The organism is Blastococcus saxobsidens (genome assembly GCF_002938435.1).
Lineage (GTDB): Bacteria > Actinomycetota > Actinomycetes > Mycobacteriales > Geodermatophilaceae > Blastococcus > Blastococcus saxobsidens.
Genome location: NZ_POQT01000016.1, coordinates 16934 through 36245, shown reverse-complemented (window position 1 = coordinate 36245; position 19312 = coordinate 16934). Strand labels below are relative to the sequence as shown.

At 72.1% G+C, this 19312-nt stretch carries 12 protein-coding genes; 8 read left to right on the top strand and 4 right to left on the bottom strand.

Annotated features, from left to right (window positions below; genetic code table 11):
* Window positions 1-8 precede the first annotated feature (8 nt).
* The 5 genes from C5507_RS11410 (at window position 9) to C5507_RS11390 (ending at window position 5052) form a co-directional block, all read left to right on the top strand.
* On the top strand, window positions 9-1841 hold the full coding sequence (locus C5507_RS11410; RefSeq protein ID WP_104528647.1) for a hypothetical protein: 1833 nt from the start codon (window positions 9-11) through the stop codon (window positions 1839-1841).
* Window positions 1838-2269 (top strand): cupredoxin domain-containing protein, encoded by a 432-nt coding sequence (locus C5507_RS11405; RefSeq protein ID WP_104528646.1) that lies wholly within the window; start codon window positions 1838-1840, stop codon window positions 2267-2269. Before C5507_RS11410 ends, C5507_RS11405 begins: the two co-directional genes overlap by 4 nt.
* A gap of 49 nt (window positions 2270-2318) precedes the next feature.
* A complete protein-coding gene (locus tag C5507_RS11400) occupies window positions 2319-3623 on the top strand; it encodes a hypothetical protein (protein ID WP_104528645.1) in 1305 nt (434 codons plus the stop codon).
* A gap of 137 nt (window positions 3624-3760) precedes the next feature.
* Window positions 3761-4036: a flagellar FlbD family protein gene (locus C5507_RS11395; RefSeq protein ID WP_158657582.1), complete on the top strand. Its 276-nt coding sequence runs from the start codon at window positions 3761-3763 to the stop codon at window positions 4034-4036.
* A gap of 116 nt (window positions 4037-4152) precedes the next feature.
* Entirely contained in the window at window positions 4153-5052 is a 900-nt protein-coding gene (locus C5507_RS11390; protein WP_158657581.1) for a ScbA/BarX family gamma-butyrolactone biosynthesis protein, read from the top strand.
* Here the strand turns inward: C5507_RS11390 and C5507_RS11385 are convergent.
* The 3 genes from C5507_RS11385 to C5507_RS11375 form a co-directional block, all read right to left on the bottom strand.
* Entirely contained in the window at window positions 4995-5678 is a 684-nt protein-coding gene (locus C5507_RS11385; RefSeq protein ID WP_104528643.1) for a ScbR family autoregulator-binding transcription factor, read from the bottom strand. The genes C5507_RS11390 and C5507_RS11385 overlap by 58 nt on opposite strands.
* 181 nt (window positions 5679-5859) lie before the next feature.
* On the bottom strand, window positions 5860-6411 hold the full coding sequence (locus C5507_RS11380) for a response regulator (RefSeq protein WP_104528642.1): 552 nt from the start codon (window positions 6409-6411) through the stop codon (window positions 5860-5862).
* The gene (locus C5507_RS11375) at window positions 6408-10865 is read right to left on the bottom strand and encodes a HAMP domain-containing protein (RefSeq protein WP_170107058.1); all 4458 of its coding nucleotides are present in this window, start codon (window positions 10863-10865) and stop codon (window positions 6408-6410) included. Before C5507_RS11375 ends, C5507_RS11380 begins: the two co-directional genes overlap by 4 nt.
* 86 nt (window positions 10866-10951) lie before the next feature.
* Here C5507_RS11375 and C5507_RS11370 point away from each other — a divergent pair, with 86 nt between their 5' ends.
* From C5507_RS11370 to C5507_RS11365, 3 genes are all read left to right on the top strand, one after another.
* Window positions 10952-13015, top strand: a complete 2064-nt coding sequence (locus C5507_RS11370) for a SpoIIE family protein phosphatase (RefSeq protein ID WP_130504123.1) — start codon at window positions 10952-10954, stop codon at window positions 13013-13015.
* 1311 nt (window positions 13016-14326) lie between these two features.
* Entirely contained in the window at window positions 14327-14527 is a 201-nt protein-coding gene (locus C5507_RS22290) for a hypothetical protein (protein WP_130504122.1), read from the top strand.
* A gap of 110 nt (window positions 14528-14637) precedes the next feature.
* Window positions 14638-15279, top strand: a complete 642-nt coding sequence (locus C5507_RS11365) for a hypothetical protein (RefSeq protein WP_130504121.1) — start codon at window positions 14638-14640, stop codon at window positions 15277-15279.
* Between the two features lie 156 nt (window positions 15280-15435).
* Here C5507_RS11365 and C5507_RS11360 read toward each other — a convergent pair whose 3' ends face one another.
* Entirely contained in the window at window positions 15436-19248 is a 3813-nt protein-coding gene (locus tag C5507_RS11360) for a P-loop NTPase (RefSeq protein WP_104528639.1), read from the bottom strand.
* Window positions 19249-19312 lie beyond the last annotated feature (64 nt).

Genomic DNA, 19312 nt, shown 5'->3' with positions numbered 1-19312 from the left:
GGAGTGCCATGCCACTGGCCGCAGACACCCGCCCCGCTGGGGGCGCCGCCATCGGCGAGGTCCTCCTCGCCACCGCGATCGGCCTCGGGCTCACCGTGGCCCTGCTCGCCCTCGTGTACCTGCACCGCAGCCGGCGCTCGACGGTCCTGACGCGGATCGGCGACCGGCTCGGGTCGGCCACCGGCGTCCCGGCCTGGGTGGCGCTGCCGACCGTCCTGACGACGGTCTCGCTGCTGACCGCGCTGCTCGGCATGCTCTGGGACATCGCGCTGCACATCGGCGTCGGCCGCGACGAGGGGCCGCTGGCCAACCCCGCGCACTTCCTCATCCTCTTCGGCCTCTTCGGCGTCTTCGCCGGCGGCGTGCTCGCCTGCTCGATGCCCCTGGACGAGAAGCCGGGCCCGTCGGCGGTCCGGTTCCTGCGCGGCTGGGACGTCCCGGTGGGCGGCATCATCCTGACCGCCGCCGGCTTCTACGCCCTGCTCGGCTTCCCGCTCGACGACGTCTGGCACCGGATGTTCGGCCAGGACGTCACCCTCTGGGGCCCCACCCACCTGATGCTCATCGGCGGCGCCGGCCTGTCCATCGTCGGCCTGCTGCTCCTGGAGCAGGAGGGCCACGGCGGCCTCTCCACCGACGACGGCGACCGGAAGGTCGGCCGCACCGCCCGCTTTCTCCGCCAGGCCTCGGCGATGGGCGGCCTGCTGCTGGGCATGTCGGTGTTCCAGGGCGAGTACGACTTCGACGTCCCGCAGTTCCGCCTGGTGCTCGAGCCGCTGATGATCGCCGCCGCCGCCGGCATCGCGCTCGTGTCCGCCCGCCTGTTCATGGGCCGCGGCGGCGCGCTCGCCGCGGTCGCCTTCTTCCTCGTCATCCGCGGGGGCATCGCGCTGATCGTCGGCCCGGCCTTCGGCGAGATCACGCCGTCGTTCCCGCTCTACCTGGGCTCGGCGATCATCATCGAGCTGCTGGCCTTCGCGGTGCCGCTCACCCGCCGTCCGCTGGTCTTCGGTGCGGTCGCCGGGGTGCTGATCGGCACGGTCGGGCACGCCGCCGAGTGGGGCTGGACCCAGTTCACCCAGACGCTGTCCTGGAACAGCGACATCCTGGTCGAGGGCACGCTCATGGCCATCGCCGGCGGCGTCGCCGGCGGTCTGCTGGGCGCGCTGCTCGCCTCCGGGCTGCGCCGTCGGCTGCCCCGTCCCGCGATCGCGCGGACCGTCGTCGTCGGCTCGCTGGTCGTCCTGGCCGCCGCTGCCGCGAACGGGCTGACGGCGACCGTGCCCGACGACCTCGAGGCCACCTTCGGCATCGAGGACGTGCAGGCCGACCCGCGCACCGCGAACGTCACCGTCCAGCTCGACCCCGCCGACTTCGCCGACGACCCGGCGTGGGTCCAGATCACCTCGTGGCAGGGCGACGGCCTGGTCGTCACCCAGCTGGAGCAGACCGGCGAGGGCGCCTACCGGACCACCGAGCCGGTGCCGCTGCACGGCACGTGGAAGACGCTGCTGCGGGTCCACGACGGCCGCGTGCTCACCGCGGTGCCGATCTACCTGCCGCAGGACGAGGCGATCGGCGAGGACGAGGTCCCGGCCGAGGACGGGATGACCCGCTCGGCCATCCCGGAGGTCGACATCCTCCAGCGCGAGCTCAAGGACGCCGAGGGCAGCCTGTGGACGATCTCCAACCTCGTGGTCCTGGCCTGCACGCTGGCCCTGATCGCCGCCATCTCGTGGGGGGTCGGCCGGTACGCCCGCCGGGCGGGCGCAGCGGACCCGTTCGCCGACGGGGCAGCGGACAGGCGCGAGGGGGCCACCAGCAGCGCGGTGGGCCGGTGACCGCCCGACGGCTGCTCGTGGCCGCCCTGGTCCCCCTCGCCCTGGCCGGCTGCGCGGGCACCGACGCCCCCGCGGCGGAGAGCACCGCGGCCTCGACGCCGGCCGATCGCTCGCAGCCCGCCGAGGACGCGGCGACCGCGAGCCCCGCGGCGCCGGCGGAGGAGGCCGGGCAGCGGATCGAGGTGCAGGTCGCCGCTGGCCAGGTCACCGGGGACACCGGCCGGGTGCCCGTCCCGCTCGGCGAGCCGGTCACCCTGGTCGTCACCAGCGACGCCCCCGACGAGCTGCACCTGCACGGCTACGACCTCACCGCCGACCTGCCCCCCGGGCAACCGGCGGAGGTCCGGTTCGACGCCACCGTCCCCGGGGTGTTCGAGCTGGAGCTGCACGACGCCGGGACGGTGCTGCTGACGCTGCAGGTCTCGTGATCGGGCTCGCGGCGTTCCGCGACGGCGGAGCACCCCGCGGCACCGCCCCGTGAACCTGCTCGCCCACGGGGTCGGGTCACGGACCGACCTGCCGATCCCGCTCGGCCTGGCGCTCTACGGCGCCGGCGCGGCGATCCTGATCAGCTTCGCGGCGCTCCTGCTGTTCTGGCGCACACCGAAGCTCGGCGGGCCGGGCTCGGGCAGACCGCTGCCGGCCGCGGTGCAGGCGACGGTGGACAGCCCCGTCCTCCGCCGGGCACTGCAGGCGGTGGCCCTGGCGCTGCTCGTCCTGGTGACCGCGGCGGCGCTCGCCGGGCCCGGGGAGACCTCGCGGAACCTCGCCCCCTGGGCGCTGTACGTGACGTTCTGGGTCGGCCTGGTGCCGGCCGGCCTCCTGCTCGGTCCGGTCTGGCGGGTGGCGAACCCGCTGCGGCTGCTGCACCGCCTTCTGCGGGCAGCGGCTCCCGCGGCCCCGGGTGCGGCCCGGCTGCCGGCGCTGGGGCTGTGGCCCGCGGCCGCGTCGCTGCTGGTCTTCCTCTGGTTCGAGCTCGTCTACCCCGACCGGGCCGAACCGGGCACCGTCGCCGCGTTCCTGATCGGCTGGGCGGTCGTGCACACCGGCCTCGCGCTGTGGTTCGGGGAGGGCTGGTTCGCCCGCGGCGACGGCTTCGAGGTCTACTCCACGCTCATCGCCCGCCTCTCCCTCTGGGCGCGGCGTGCCGACGGCCGGCTGGTGCTCCGCAACCCGCTGGCGACCGCCACCGCGACGCCGGAGACGCCGGGGCTGGCGGCCGTCGTCGTCGTGCTGCTGGGTTCCACGGCGTTCGACGGGCTGTCGCGCACCGCCTGGTGGCAGACCGGTCCCGGCGCGGCGAACGACGCCCTGTCGGGCACTCTCGGCCTGGTCGCGATGGTGGCCCTGGTGGCCGTGCTGTACCTGCTGGGCACGTGGCTCTCCGGCCGTCTGGCGGGTCAGCCGCTCCGGGTGCAGCCGCGCCGCTACGCCGCCACGGTCGTCCCGATCGCGCTGGGCTACACGATCGCCCACTACTTCAGCCTGCTGGTGCTCGACGGCCAGACGACGTGGATCCTCGCCAGCAACCCCTTCGGTGTTGCCGGCGTCGACCTGTTCGGCACGTACGACGACGTCGTCGACCTGAGGGCGGTCGACCCGGACACCATCGCCTACGTGCAGGTCGGCGGGGTGGTGGCCGGCCACGTGGCCGGCGTGACGCTCGCGCACGAGCGGGCGCTGCGCTCCGAACGGCACGCCCGCGCGTCCGACCAGCTCCCCCTGGTCGTCGTCATGGTGCTGTTCACCGTGGGCGGGCTCGGGCTCCTCTTCGGGTTCTGACGCGGGGAGCCGGGCGGCCGCGTCACCCGAAAGGGCGCGCGGTGCTACAGCTCGCACGGCCGCGCGCCGATGACCGAGGAGCCGGACCGGCACCATCGCCGGCCCACTGCCCCGCCGAGGGAGAAAGGAGGGCTCCCGTGATCGCTGTGACCTGCCGCAACGGTGAGCACTTCTCCGTCGATCCCGACCACATCGAGCGCATCGAGCACCACGGCGACACCGTGCTGCACCTCGTCGACGGCACCCACTACGTGGTGGAGACGCCCTTCGACGACGTGCTGCGCTCGATCACCATGGACCGCGCCGGTGCGCTCGCCGCCCGCTCCCGGCTGCGCAACGGGTACGCGGCAGCGCCCACGGCGGCACGGACGGCACGCCGGCACGGCGTGGTCACCGCCTCCGCGAAGGACTGACCGGCACCATCGGTCGCGACGCCTCCCGTCGCCCCGGCGGTGCGGCGGCTTCGACGTGGAGGTGACCCGTGCCGGCCTCGCCCGCACCGGACGCTGGCCGCCCGCGGGGCGGCCTGGTGTCCGCCGACGACGCGGCCGCGCTGGCCGGGCTGCTGAGCACCTGGCGCACCGTCGACCGGCGCCTGGTGCACAAGGCGGCCCTGGCCGAGGTGCTGATCACCGACCTCCGGCCGCTCGCCGACGACCTGGTGGCGCTGGCCGCCCAGTGGCCGCGCCGCCACCCGCTCTTCCAGCCGGAGCCGGACCGGGACCCCGATCCCCTGCTCTTCGTCGAGACGCTGCGCCAGGGCGGCATCTACCTCAGCCACGAGCACCTCGGCGTTCCGCTCGGCTCGCACTTCGTGTTCGAGAGCATCTCGGCCGAGTACCTGCACCCCGGTCCCCGCCCCGGCCCGGACCAGGACGGCACCGTCGTCCTGGTGGTCCGGATCGACGCCGGGCGCCGTGCCGGCGCCGTGGCCGGGGCCTCGCTGGACATCGAGGCGTGGTCCGGAGCGGTGCGGATCGCCACCGCCCGCGCGGCCTACCGCTGCCTCCCGCCGGAGGTGTACGCCCGGGTGCGGCCTCCGGCGGCTGCCGCCCCGGCCATCCCCCTGCCCCGGACGTCTGCCGAGCCCCCCGACCCCGCCGCACTGCTTCCCGTCGACTCCCGGCATCCCACGTTCTTCGACCACGCGGTCGACCACCTGCCCGGCATGCTGCTCATCGACGGTGCGCTGCGGGCCGCTCGCCCGCTGCTCGGCGAGGAGGCCTTCCCGTGGGGCTTCGACCTCCGCTTCGACCGGTTCGCCGAACTCGGGCACGACACCACGGTGGCGACCCGGCGCGTGGCGGACGGCGGTATCGAGGTCGTGCTGGCCCAGCCGGCCGGCGCGGTGGCCCGCGGAACCGTGCGGTCCTACGCCGACGTCTCCTCGTCCGTGCCCAGCGCGGTGCGGGCGGCCGGGCGCAGCTGAGGGAGCACCAGCTTCCAGAAGTTCTCCAGCCGGTTGAGCAGGTCCCGGCGCCCGGTCAGCTCCCAGGAGACCTGCTGCATGCCGAAGAAGCTGGCCACGATGGCCTGGGCCGTCCCCTCGGGGTCGACCGCGGCGTTGATCTGGCCGCGCTGCTGCCCCTGGGTGATCAGCGCCTGCAGCGCCCCCTGCCACCCGACGTAGGGCTGCGGGAGCTTGGCCAGGGCGTCGGGGGGCAGCTCGGCCAGCAGCCGCTTGGCCGCCTGCGTCGTGAGGTCGTTGGTGAACTGGTCCGCGGCCTTGTAGGTGACGGCCACGAGCGCGTCCAGCGCGTCGTCGTGGGCGGCCATGACCGCACCGAGCATGGGCGGCCAGCTGGCGTACATGGTGCGGACGATGTCGAGGGCGATCTCCTCCTTGGACGGGAAGTGCCAGTAGACCGCGCCCTTGGTCATGCCCGTGCCGGAGACGATGTCGCTCAGCGAGGCGGTCGCGTAGCCCCGCTCGCTGAACAGCGCGGCGGCGGCCTCGACGATCAGCCGGCGGGTGGCGGCGCTGTCGCTGGCGCGTCCGCGCGGCCGACGGACAGCCGCGGCAGCGGGCTGTGCCGTCTCCACCGGCTCGACCATCACTTGCCTCCACCATCCGGCGCCGTCGCGATGGGCGAGCCTAGCGGGATCACCTGTGGATCGGCGTGACCTTCTCCTCTGGTGGAGTGAGTCGCCGCGGCGCTCATCCCGGCACGCGGGACGGGCGCCGAGCGGTGGCGGCGCGAGCTCGGCCGAGCCGGAGGACCTCCTCGGGCAACGGCTACCAGGGCGGGTCGCGGCGCACCGAGCCGAGAACACCGTGCAGGCGGTCCACGAGTGCAGAGGTGGCGGCGTCCGCAGGCTCGGCGCCGTCGAGGATCTGCATCGCCTGGTCCACGGTCTTCCGGAGCGCGTCACGCTCCGCGGCGCGCTCGGCGAGTTCGCGGTGCAGCAGGTGGAGGTCGACGAACACCGCGACCTTCGAGCGCAACACCCACGGATCGAAGGGCTTGGTGATGTAGTCCACCGCACCCGCCTGGTAGCTGCGGAAGGCCAGGTGGGGGTCGTAGTCCGCCGCGGTGAGGAACAGGATCGGGATGTGGCGGGTCCGCTCCCGCTGCTTGACGTGCCGGGCGGTCTCGAAACCGTCCATCCCGGGCATGCGGGCGTCGAGGAGGATGACCGCGTAGTCGTGGACCAGCAGTCGCTTGAGCGCTTCCTCGCCGCTCGTCACGGCCACGACCTCGATGGGCAGTCCCTCGAGGATCGCCTGCAGAGCCAGCAGGTTCTCCCGGCGGTCGTCGACCGCCAGGACCCGGACCGGCGCGGTCACTCGGGATCCCCGGCCACGGGGGCCGCCTTCCCGGCGCCGCTCACCCACGACGCCATGATCGCGAGCAGCTCGTCGAGGTCGACGGGCTTGGTGACGTAGTCGGTGGCGCCCGCGGCGAGGCTGGACTCGCGGTCACCGCGCATCGCCTTCGCCGTCAGGAACACGATCGGCAGGTCCTGCCACTGCGGGTGTTCACGGATCCGGCGGGTGGTCGCGTTGCCGTCGAGCTCGGGCATCATCGCGTCCATCAGCACGATCGCGACCTCCGGGTGCTCGGTCAGCAGGGCGATGCCGTCGAGGCCGTTGTCCGCGTAGAGGACCTCGAGCCCGTGCAGCTCGAGCGCGCTGGTGAGGGCGAAGACGTTGCGCACGTCGTCGTCGACGATGAGCACCGTGGCCCCGGACAGCTCCGGCGCCGACCTGACCGCCGCTCGCGGCGTCGTCCGCAGGATGGGCGCCCCGCGGTCAGCGCCCTCCTGCGTCGCCTCGACCGGGCGCCTGGCCGGGACGGCGGAGGTCTGCGCCGGAGCCGGCGCGGTGGCCACCGGGCCGTGATCGGGGAGCAGCAGGGTGAACACCGAACCGGCACCCGGCTCGGAGGACACCTCGATCTTGCCGCCCAGGAGCCGGGCCAGCTCCTTGGAGATCGACAGGCCCAGTCCGGTGCCGCCGTACTTGCGGCTGGTCGTGCCGTCGGCCTGCTGGAACGCCTCGAAGATCATCGCCAGCTTGTCACCGGGGATCCCGATGCCGGTGTCGTGCACCGCGAAGGAGATGACCGAGCGGGCGCCGTCGAGCGACGGGACGCCGTGGACCGTGCGCGACGGCGCCGGGCCGACCTCCAGGCAGACGCTGCCGGCGGCGGTGAACTTGATGGCGTTGGCCAGGAGGTTGCGCAGGATCTGCCGCAGCCGCTGGGCATCGGTGGTGATCGACGCCGGCAGGTCCGCTGCCACCTCGACACGCAGGTCGAGGCCCTTCTCCTCGGCCTGCACACGGAAAGCCTGCTCCACGTCGGCACACACCTCGGCGAGCAGCACGGGGTCCGGGTCGATGTCCACCCGGCCGGCCTCGATCTTGGAGAGGTCGAGGATGTCCTCGATCAGGTGCAGCAGGTCCGACGCGGACGCGTGGATGGTGCTGGCGAACTCGATCTGCTTCGGGGTGAGGGTCGAGTCCTGGTTGTCCGCGAGCAGCCGGGACAGCAGCAGCAGCGAGTTCAGCGGCGTGCGGAGCTCGTGGCTCATGTTGGCCAGGAACTCGGACTTGTACTGGTTGGCCAGCGTGAGCTGCTGCGCCTTCTCCTCGACGCCGCGCCGCGCCGCGTCGATCTCCATGTTCTTGAGCTCGACGTTGCGGTTCTGCTCCGAGAGCTGGAGCGCCTTCTCCTCCAGCTCGGCGTTGGTGCGCTGCAGCTCGGCCGACTGGTCCTGCAGCTCGGTGGCCAGCCGCTGGGACTGCGCGAGCAGCTGCTCGGTGCGCCGGCCGGCCTGGATGGTCGCCAGCGCCACGCCGATCGTGGCCACCAGCCGCTCCAGGAAGGTGAGGTGGAGCCCGGAGAACGGCGTGGTGGAGCCCAGCTCGATCACCCCCAGCGACTCGCCCTCGAACAGGATGGGCAGCACGACGACCGCGGCGGGTGTGACGGCCCCGGTGCCCGAGTGCACGTCCAGGTAGCCCGCCGGGAGATCGGTGACGACGATGCTCTGCTTGCTCAGCGCGGCCTGGCCGACCAGCCCCTCCCCGGAGCGGAACTCCCGCGCGGACTCCCCGACCGGGACGGCGTAGCCGCCGCACATGACCCAGCGGGCCGGGGCGCTCGCCTCCACGAGGTCGCCGGGATCGGCCGCCAGGAAGAAGGTGCCGACCTGCGCCCCGACCAGCGGGGCGACCTCCTCCATGATCATCCGGCCGACGTCAGCGAGGTCGCGCTGGCCCTGCAGCAGCCCCCCGACGCGGGCGAGGTTGGAGTCCAGCCAGCCCTGCTCGGCGTTCTCCGCGGTGGTCTCGCGCAACGTCGCGATCATCTGGTTGATCGTGTCCTTGAGCTGCGCCACCTCGCCGAAGGCGGCGACCTGGATCTGCTCGGTGAGGTCACCGCGCGCGACCGCGGTCGACACCGCGGAGATCGCGCGCAGCTGCGTGGTGAGGGTGCCGGCGAGCTGGTTGACGCTCTCGGTGAGGTCCCGCCAGGTGCCCGAGACACCCCGCACCTGCGCCTGGCCGCCGAGCTTGCCCTCGGTGCCCACCTCGCGGGCCACCCGGGTGACCTCGTCGGCGAAGGAGGACAGCTGGTCGACCATCGTGTTGACCGTCGACTTCAGTTCCAGGATCTCCCCGCGGGCGTCCACGGTGATCTTCTGGCTCAGGTCACCCCGGGCCACCGCCGTCGTCACGTGCGCGATGTTGCGCACCTGGCCGGTCAGGTTCGACGCGAGCTGGTTGACGCTGTCGGTGAGGTCCCGCCAGGTGCCGGCCGCTCCCTTGACCCTCGCCTGCCCACCGAGCTTGCCGTCGGTGCCGACCTCGCGGGCCACGCGGGTGACCTCGTCGGCGAACGAGGACAGCTGGTCGACCATCGTGTTGACCGTCGACTTCAGCTCCAGGATCTCCCCGCGGGCGTCCACGGTGATCTTCTGGCTCAGGTCACCCCGGGCCACCGCCGTCGTCACCTGGGCGATGTTGCGCACCTGCCCGGTCAGGTTGAACGCCAGCTGGTTGACGCTCTCGGTGAGGTCCCGCCAGGTGCCGGCGACGCCGCGCACCTGCGCCTGGCCGCCGAGCTTGCCGTCGGTGCCCACCTCGCGGGCCACCCGGGTCACCTCGTCGGCGAAGGACGACAGCTGGTCGACCATGGTGTTGACCGTCGACTTCAGTTCCAGGATCTCCCCGCGCGCGTCCACGGTGATCTTCTGGCTCAGGTCACCGCGGGCCACCGCCGTCGTCACCTGGGCGATGTTGCGCACCTGGCCGGTCAGGTTCGACGCCATGTAGTTGACGTTGTCCGTGAGGTTGCGCCAGGTGCCTGAGACGTTCGGCACCTGCGCCTGACCGCCGAGTTTGCCCTCCGTGCCCACCTCGCGGGCCACGCGCGTCACCTCGTCGGCGAACGAGGACAGCTGGTCGACCATCGTGTTGACCGTCGACTTCAGCTCCAGGATCTCCCCGCGCGCGTCCACGGTGATCTTCTGGCTCAGGTCACCGCGCGCCACCGCCGTGGTCACCTGGGCGATGTTGCGCACCTGCCCGGTCAGGTTCGACGCGAGCTGGTTGACGTTCTCGGTGAGGTCCCGCCAGGTGCCCGAGACGTTGGGCACCTGCGCCTGCCCGCCGAGCTGGCCCTCGATGCCGACCTCGCGGGCCACCCGGGTGACCTCGTCGGCGAAGGACGACAGCTGGTCGACCATCGTGTTGACCGTCGACTTCAGCTCCAGGATCTCCCCGCGCGCGTCCACGGCGATCTTCTGGCTCAGGTCGCCCCGCGCCACCGCAGTGGCCACCTGTGCGATGCCGCGCACCTGCCCGGTGAGGTTGGCGGCCATGAGGTTCACCGCGTCGGTGAGGTTCTTCCACGTGCCGGCCACGTCCGGCACCACGGCCTGCCCGCCCAGCCGGCCCTCCGTGCCCACCTCGCGGGCCACCCGGGTCACCTCGTCGGCGAACAGCCGCAGGGTGTCGGTCAGCGAGTTGATCGTCTCCGCCAGCTCGGCGACCTCACCCCGCGCCGACACGGTGATCTTGCGGGAGAGGTCGCCCTCGGCGATGGCGGTGGCCGCCGAGGAGATGGAGCGCACCTGGTTGGTCAGGTTGCTCGCCATGGTGTTGACCGAGTCGGTGAGCGCCCGCCAGGTGCCGGCGACGCCGCGCACGTCGGCCTGACCGCCGAGCTTCCCCTCGGTGCCCACCTCCCGGGCCACCCGGGTCACCTCGTCGGCGAACGAGGACAGCTGGTCGACCATCCTGTTCACCGTGCTGCCGATGCGGCGGAACTCGCCGCGCAGCCTGCGGCCCTCGATCTCCAGGGCCATGTGCTGGGAGAGGTCGCCTTCGGCGACCGCATCGAGCACCCGGGCGATCTCGGCGGTGGGGGCGGCGAGGTCGTCGATCAGGGCGTTCACGGCCTGGACGCCGGCCGCCCACGCGCCGTCGTAGGACTCCTCGTCCAGTCGCTCCGACATGCGCCCGTCGCGGCCGACGACCCGGCTGATCCGCAGCAGGTCGCGGCTGTGCCGCTCCTGCACGGCCACCAGTTCGTTGAACTGCTCCACCACCTCGCTCGCCGGCCCGTCGCGCCGGGCCAGCCGGACGTCGAACCGGCCCCGGCGCACCTGCGCCAGCGCCTGCGCCAGCTCCTCCAGGAGGGGCACGTCCTCTCCGGCGGCATCCCCGGCCGGCGCCCCGGGCATCCCGGGGTCGGCAGGGACCGCAGGATCCTTGTGCTGCGTCGCCGTCATGGCCGCCTCCCCCTTGCTTCGTCCAGTCCGGCCGGCGTCGGCAGGTCTGGTCCGGTTCCCCGTGACCACTGAGGCATGCTGCACGCGTGCCCGTTCAGCTCGAGCGGCGGATGCGGTTCCCGCCCGACATCCGATCGATCAGACGTGTGCGCATGATGATCCACGACGCCCTGGCCGAAGTGGCGGACGCCGGCGCTGCCGGAGGCGGGTCGGAATTCGTCGACGACGTCGTGCTGCTGGCCAGCGAGCTGTCGGAGAACGCCGTGATCCACGCCGGCACCACGTTCGACCTCGCCGTCGCAGCCGGCGCGGACGAGGTGACGGTGTCCGTCACCGACCAGGGACCGGGCGCGCTGGAGCTGCACCTGGCCGAGCCGCGACAGCGCTACGGGCGGGCGGCCACCCACGGTCGCGGGCTGGCCCTGGTGGCCCGGCTGTCCACGACGTGGGGCACCCGGCACACCGCCGACGGCCGGCACACCGTCTGGTTCACCATGGCCCGTCGCCCGGTGGCCGGTGAGGAGCAGCCGGCGGCGTCCGCACCCGCCCCCGAGCGCGCCTGGTCCACGGCCGAGCAGACCCGCTGGCTGGTGCACGTGCCGGCGTCCCTGGCGCGCCGGCTGTCACCGGTCGAGCTGGTCCAGGAGCTGACCACCCGGCTGTTCGACCTGGTCGACGCCACCGCGATCGTCGTCGAGGTCGACCCCGGCGACGGTTCGGGGGTCCGCGACCTCGCGCGCGCCGGCGCGTCCGACGACACCGGTCCCGGGCACGTGCTCACCGTGCCGCTGCCGACCACGACCGGACTGCGCGGCAGCATCCGGCTCGTCCTCCGCGAGGCCGAGGACAGCCCGCACGCCCGTGAGCTGACCGAACTGATCGCCGACCGGATCGCCCTCACGGCCGAAGCGCACTGGCTGCGCGAAGTGGACCAGCGCCGACGGGCGTGGATGAGCTACCTGGCCGAGGCGAGCGAGCTGCTCGGCCAGTCCCTGGATCTCGACCTCACGGCCGCGCTCGTGCCCCAGCTCGTGGTGCCCCGTCTCGGCGAGTGGTGCGCGGTCCTCCTCCCGGGTCCGGTACGTCGGCTGCGCCTGGCCGGGCTGACCCACGCCGACGAGGACCGCCTGCCCGAGCTGACCACGGTGCTCGACCCCGACGGCGTACCCGGTCCTCCACCCGAGCTGAGCGCACTGCTCGCGGCCGCTCACCGGGCCGCTGCCCCCTCGTGGTTCTCCGACCCGACCGACGGTGTCGCGATCGGGCTGCAGGCCCGCGGGACCTCGGTCGGGGTGCTGCTCGTCGGCCGACCCGCGGGCCGCGCGCACACGCCCGAGGACCTCCTCCTGATCGAGGACATCGCCCGTCGCGCCGCCCTCGCGGTCCAGAACGCCCGGAGTGTCGAGGAGCACGTGCAGGTCTCGCAGATGCTGCAGGCGGCCCTGCTGCCCCGCGCGCTGCCGCGCGTCCCGGGCGTCGACTTCGCTGCGGAGTACCTGCCCGCGAGCACCGGAGCCGACGTGGGCGGCGACTTCTACGACGTGGTCGCCGTCGGCTCGGATCGGTGGCTGCTCACCATCGGCGACGTGTGTGGGAAGGGCGCCCGGGCCGCAGCCCGCACCGGCCTGGTCCGCGACGTGCTCCGCACGCTGGTGCGGGAGGGGCGTCCGCTCGTGCAGGCGATCGAGCTGCTCAACGACGTCATGCTGGAGGCGGCCGACCCGCAGCAGTTCTGCACGCTGGCTGCGGCGATGCTGAGCCGGGAGGGACCCGACGGGCGGGGCGGGGTCGCGGTGGACCTCGTGCTGGCCGGCCACGCGCAACCGGTCGTGGTCCGAGCCGACGGCAGCACGGAGCTCATCGGCCGTTTCGGCACCGCCCTCGGCCTCATGGACGCCGTCGACCTGCACGGCACCCGGCACCTGCTCGCGCCCGGTGAGACGCTGCTGCTCTACACCGACGGCATCACCGAGAGCCGGCGGGGCCCCGAGCAGTTCGGGGACCAGCGGCTGCTCGACGCGGCGGGCGGAGCCGGGAGCAGTGCCGCACAGCTGGTCGCGACCGTGCGCGACGCCGTGCAGCGCTTCACCCTCGCCCTCGACGACGACATGGCCCTGCTCGCCGTCCGCGCTGAGCGCGGACCGAGCTGAACCGGCCGGCGTCGCCACGGTCCGACGCCGCGAGGGGCCGGCACACTCATGCGCCTCTGCTGTTGCCCGGCTGGACGCACCCGGGAGTCGTCATGGGGGTGCTCGCCCACGCACAGATGCGCAGCACGACGGACAGGGGCACCCTGCTGGCGCAGGTGGCAACCACGCTGGCACCAGAGACGACTCAGGCCGCTCCCCGGAAGGAGAACGGCATGGTCATCGGGGTGGAGCTGAGGGGACTCGAACCCCTGACCCCCACACTGCCAGGCCGAGTTGATCAGGTTCGTAGCGGTTCGCTACGGTCCCGTAAGCCACTTCACCTGCTGCTTTGAACAGCCGCGAACGTGCACGTACAACCGCGAACACCGTTAACTGCAACAGCAACTGCAACCATAAATCCAGTTCTTTAGGCAGCCTCAGTAGGACACCTATGAGGACGCCCACGCTTCCCAGGCCAGTCCCGCGTCGGGCCGACCTCGGACCCCTGAACTCAGGGAGTGCGGGAGGACCCCCGGACTGCCGATGAACCAGGCATGCGGATCAGCCAGGCCGTCACCGCGCTCGCTGCCTTCACCGCTGGCCTCACCGCCGCGGCGACTCTGCGCCGGCGTGCCGGCCATCGCCCTCCCGTGGTGCCGACCGTCACCACCACAGCCCATCCCGCGGTTTCGCCGATCCCGGACCACGACGCGGTCGTCCTGCCCTTCGCTCGCCCGGTCCTTGCGTCACCAGCTCGTTGCGGGGAGAGCGGCGGCCGAACAAAGGCCGGTGCGCCTTGCGGGGCCCGGGCCAACACCGGTGGACGCTGCCACCATCACCCGATGGCCGCCTGACTCTCGCGGGTCTGCATCACTTGGTCGATCCGGGCCCTTCCGGTCTCGTGGCCGGCGGGCGGAAGATTCAATGGCGGACGTCGATCGACGAGACGGCCCTTACCAGCTGTGACGCGAAACGCCGTGCTGACCTGCATAAACGCCGTATCGCTTGACCCGTTCGCTAGACTCCGGATCGTTGCCTCTCCTTACAGTCGCCGGAGTCTAGCGAACGGCGCGCGCGAGCTTCTCGCCATGCCCCTGACATCCCAGTTAGGCTTCCCGCGTTGCTTCGCAACCGCCGGCCCAACGGGCGCGGGAAGCCTAACTGGGATGTCAGCACTATCCCTCGCATCCGAGCTTCCGATCTGCCTGGAGCCGCGTCCCCCCTTAGGGTGAGGTTGCCGTCTACGCTAGGAAGAACTTGACCCACGCGCCGTTGTAAAGGAGCGTGGGGTCCTCGCCGCCCCCGCAAAGGGCGACGACAGGAAGGAACAGCATGGCAACGCTCCAGCGCATCCAGCCAGACCATGGCGCTCCTGCCGCCCGACTCGTCGATGAGGTCCGCCAGATGTCGCCTGCCGAGCTTGCAGCTCGCATCGAGGAAGCTCGCAACTCCTCCCCCGCCCAGATCGTCGAACGTCAGAAGCGCGAACGCCGTCAGCGCGCTGAGCGAGCTGCCGCTCGCTTCGCCGTCTGACAGGAGTGCCCTCCCCGCATCTCAGGGTCACTCTGCGCTGCCTGCAAGATGATCTAAGCCTGCCGGAGCTGTATGCAGACCGGGACGCTCGCGACTTCGCGGACCGCCATATGGTGGTCCGCGCTTTCGTTGATCGTCGTGCTCAGGCCCCCGACGGCGGCGAACCGATCCAGGCGCTCAGACCGCGCGGCGCCTTCCGCAGCCTTCACGTTGGCCGCCCGCGCGGCGCGACCCTGTGGGACCCCGACTTCGATACCTGTTGGCTCGTGGCATACGGCGAATACCACGCCGACGGGGATCGCAAGGATGTCTACAACTACTTCGCCGGCCTCCAGGACGACGGACTACTCACTCCGACCGCCGACGACTACGAGAAGCTCCAGACGATCACGCCGGAGGAGCTGATCAGATCCCTCCGGCGCATGGCACCCGAGCTCCTTCAGAAGGCCCGCGCAGTCAACGGGCAGGAGATTCGGCAGGATTTCGTCGCGGCGCACGACGCAGTCGGCACGGCAACGATCACGGTCGATCTCGTCTTCGAGACCGACGGCTCCCTCGAAGAAGGTTGGGTCGGCATAACCATGCCTCCCAACATCACCTGGCCCCCTGGTGGGGCCCTCGCGCTGGTTGCGGCCTTGATGCCGCCCGAAGTAGCCAGCGAGGACATCCAGTTCAGTGAAACCGTCGGGCGACGACCCACCGCGCCTGGCGAGCTAGCCTTCTCCTGGTCCCTTGACACGACTCTGAAGTAGTCGGCCCGGCCGCTTTCACTGCATGGCGGGCCCGGACACGTGCCGTCCGGTGGTCCAGTCGTCTATACGGCCAGGTTGCGGCATAGCTTTAGTCGCTTGGATGTCCAGACCTGCGCGCCATGCTTCGACGGCCTCTCGGCCGACAGCTTGGTCGGATCAAGCGGTGGCGGCGGCCTGGACGGCCACCTCGAGCGTCGTTACGCAAGGGCCGACCGTGCCGTGCGTGTGCATGTCGTCGATCTCGAGCGCAAGGGTGCCGGGGCTGACGTCGGTGGTCTCGGCCGCCACGGCGTCGGCGATGCGTCGCAGCGGGTCGGCGACGTCGGGAATGTCGATGGTTCTGAGCAGTCCTTGGGCCCGCTGGAGCTCATCACTGGCTTGCTGCCTGAGCTCGGGCTCCTGCCGCGTCCCGGAGAGCAGAGCCGCGGCCACCGCCGCCCGCGATGCGCGCCCGAGTGCCCCGATAATCTCGGCGGTCTCCGCGACGAACCGGCCGGGTCGCACGGGCAGCCCGGCTTGTTGTGCGAGCTCGTGCAGCTCGTCGATGTCGATGACCGGGAAGGGGTCGCGGGCTCCGATCACGGTCGCGGTGTAGCTGTACAGGACGCCCGCCTCCGCGGGGGCGGCGATGACGCGGAATGCGAGAGGGTGCGCGCTTGGCGCAGCTCGCACCAGCCGCAGTAGCGCTTCGACGGCGGCGGCATGAGCCGCCGGCGCAACCGGCAGCAGCCACCGGCGGGGCTCCGCGACCATGCTCGGCTTCGCGCCGGACCTGACGGGGCGAGCGGCGTCGACGGAGGCGCCGGGGACTTCGGCGAGCGCCTGGCGGAGCAGCTCTCGCTCGTCGCGCAGCTGCCGGTCGCGAATGGCGGCTGCCACGTCCCGAAGGGCGGCCGCCGTCAGCCGCTCCGGCGGAGGGTCGATCGTGGCGCCGTCGGCGAACCCGATCAGAACGGTCGCAGCGTCGCCGAGGACGGCGGTAAGGGTCGGGTCGAGCGGATCCGGCTCTCCCGCCAGCCGCGCAGCCCCGGTAGCGGTCGCGGCGCGGAAGTGCTCACCGGCGTCTCGTAACTGCGAGCCGACGAGCCGCATCCGTTGACGACTCGCGGCCGCGTCGGGGTCCGCGGCGGCTTCTGCGAACTGCTGCGCAGCCGAGGCCGCCGTATCCAATGCTTGTGCGGCGTCGTCTCCGCGCTTGCTGGGCGGCGAGCCGAGAGGCGCGAGGAGGACCGGTTCGGTCGCCGGCATGGCACCGAGCGCAGCGGCGTCGCGCTGCAGCTGCTGACGACGTTGCTCCCATCGCCTCAAGCTTTTCCGGTCGGCGTCGCCCGGCCGCACCAGGCGTTCGACCATTGTCAGCACTACGTCGCGGGCCAGCGTGACGGCCGCGGCCTGCTGCCGCAGCCGCGCGGTCAGCGACGTGGAGGAGAGCTCGCGCTCCACCCAGTCGTTGAACCCGCGGTTCCATCGGGTCACGACCTGCGGCGGCATGTTCTCGCGCGGTATTGCCTTGTGTGGCCCGGTCCGGCCGAGAATCGGCAGGTCGGCGCCGTCGTAGCGCGCCACGGTCACCTCTGCCACGTGTGCTTCCGGCAGCAGGTCGAGCACCGTCGACGCGAGCTCGGCGGCGCGCGCCTCCGGCGACTGGGCCCCGTCGATGGGGTGGATGAACCTGGTCCGCGCGGTCCCGTTCGCGTGGTCGAGTTCGGCGTCGATGAGCAGCGGCCATTCGTCCCGTAGGGCGTCGAGCCGGGCGGCTGGCGGCGGCAGCGCTGTGAGCAGCGCAGCTCGAGCAGCGTCGTCTGCGCATGCGCGATGCGCGCTAGCGATCCATCGCGCGGCTACCCGTACGTCCCCGGACGGGGCCGCGCCCGCGAGGCGCGCCGAGGCGGTGGTCGTCCAGGCCACGCCGGTCTCTAACGCCTCCAGCAGGCGGGCACCGTCTACAGGCGTGGCCGCAGTGATCCGCCGCAGCCATTCGTCCTCGTCGACTGCGGCGGCCGCTCGCCTGAACAAAGCGGGGTCGGGGGCGGGCAGTGCGGCCGCCTGCTGGTGGAATGTCTCGGGCAGAACCGACAGGTCAACCCCAGCGAACCGCGCTCCAACTGCGAGCATCAGCCATTGGCCAAGATTCATCGACAGCGGCAGCGTCCGGGCGACGCGCACGCACGCGCGTGCATGCTCGGCCACATCGGCCAACCGCGCCGCTTCCAGCCACTGTGCCGAATCCGTGCCCGCCGAGGCGACCCGCCGTGTCACGGCGTCCGCGATCGTCATAGAGTCGCCTGCTTCTCTGACGATGACTGGCAGTCGGGCCGCGACAGCTGCAGCCGGAGCGTCCTCCACGACTGCTGCGAGAGTGTCCGCGATGCGCGGCGGGGGGCGTTCGTGCAGCAGTGCGCGCAGCTTCGCCGACCGCAGCTCGTGCAGTCCCGACCAGGTGCCGGCTTTTGATTCGACGATCAGATGCTCCCGGTTCAGCCGGCTCAGCGCTGCCGCGAGATCCGGGCCGCCGCCCCGCCGCAGGAGCGTGCCGGGATCCACATCCAGGCCGACGCTATGCGCCGCCGTCACATAGCGCGCCACCGCCAGCTCCGTCGCCCGCGCAGGATCTTCAAGCCCGGCCGCCTGCTCCGCCAGCACTGTCGACAGCCGACGCCCCGCCACCACCAGATGCAGGAACTCCATCAACAGACCGCGCGCCTGGCCCCATGCCTCATCGACTGCCATCACCGGACGGACCCCGCGCTCCCGCAGGAGCCGCCCGATTTCCTTTGCGGCCTGCCGCGTCAGGGTCGGGCGCACGATCACCGCTCGCCGCAGCGCGTCCGCGACGGCGAAGTCCTCCTCGCGCGCCGCTCCCACGATGTAGACCCCTGACATCTCGAGCAACGCCTCCCCGGCCCGACGCCACCCCGCACGGCTGGCCCTGCCGATGTCGTCCACACAGACCAGGAGCGGATACGACTCTGAGGGACGCTGCTGCTCGATCGCCGCGACCACCATGTCCACGTTCGCCTCCGCAATTGCGTGCACTCGCCAGACACGCATCCGCTGCGCATGCTCGGCCGCGGCCCGCCACAGCAGCGCCGACTTCCCAGTCCCGCTAGGTCCCACGATCAGCGCCAGACGATCGCTTGCCAGCCCGTTCGCGATCGCGTCCAACTCGTCTCGCCGCGCCACGTCGAGCCCGGCCGCGATGTGCTCAGGCCGTACGTCGACGCCGCTGAGGAAATCCTCCACCGGCAGCGCAGACTCCACCCGGAACGTCAACGGTGCGACGACACGACGCAGCCGGTCCATCGGCACCGCGGCCGTCGCGACTGCCCGCATGGCAGCGTCTACGGCCACATCCAGCTCGCCCAGCGCGAGCGTTACCGGCCGCCCCGCTGGCCGGCTGGCTTGCTCTGCGGACGCGTCCGCCGCCACCATCAGGCACCGGTCGAGCGCAAGTTGCGCTACCGCAGGATCGATGTCGCGAAGATCAGCGAGATCCATCGCCGCTCCCGTGAGGTCGGCTGCGTCCTTGACCAAGCGAACTCGACGCAGCAGCGACCCCACCTCGGCCTCGCCCACCCCATCCACTACCGCGGCGATGTTCGCCACTACATTCGGCGCCGGCTCCAGGCACTGCTCCCACCCCGTGGCCGCAAGGCCGCCACCGAACCCGCCGTTTGTTACCAGGCACCCCGTGGCGTCAGGATCATCCCGGAGCATCGGCGCGACATGAGCTAGGAAGTCGGCCAGGTCTCCCAGACCCAGGAACGCGTCCGCCGACGCCTGTTCCTTCGCCTGCACGTACCGCCTCTCGGCGCCCGGCGTGGGGACCGTGTCGACGTCCTCCAGCCCCTCCGGGGTTAGCGCAGTTGCCGGGAACACTCCTTGCGCCGCCCGGACGAGAAGCGCCGCCGTCAACCGCAACTGGTACCTGACCCCGGCGACGTTCCGCGCACCCGCCCGTCGCGACACCCATAGCTCCTGCGGCGGCTCCGTGGGCACCCTCCGCTGCCGCGTCAGCTTCCGCGACTGTGAC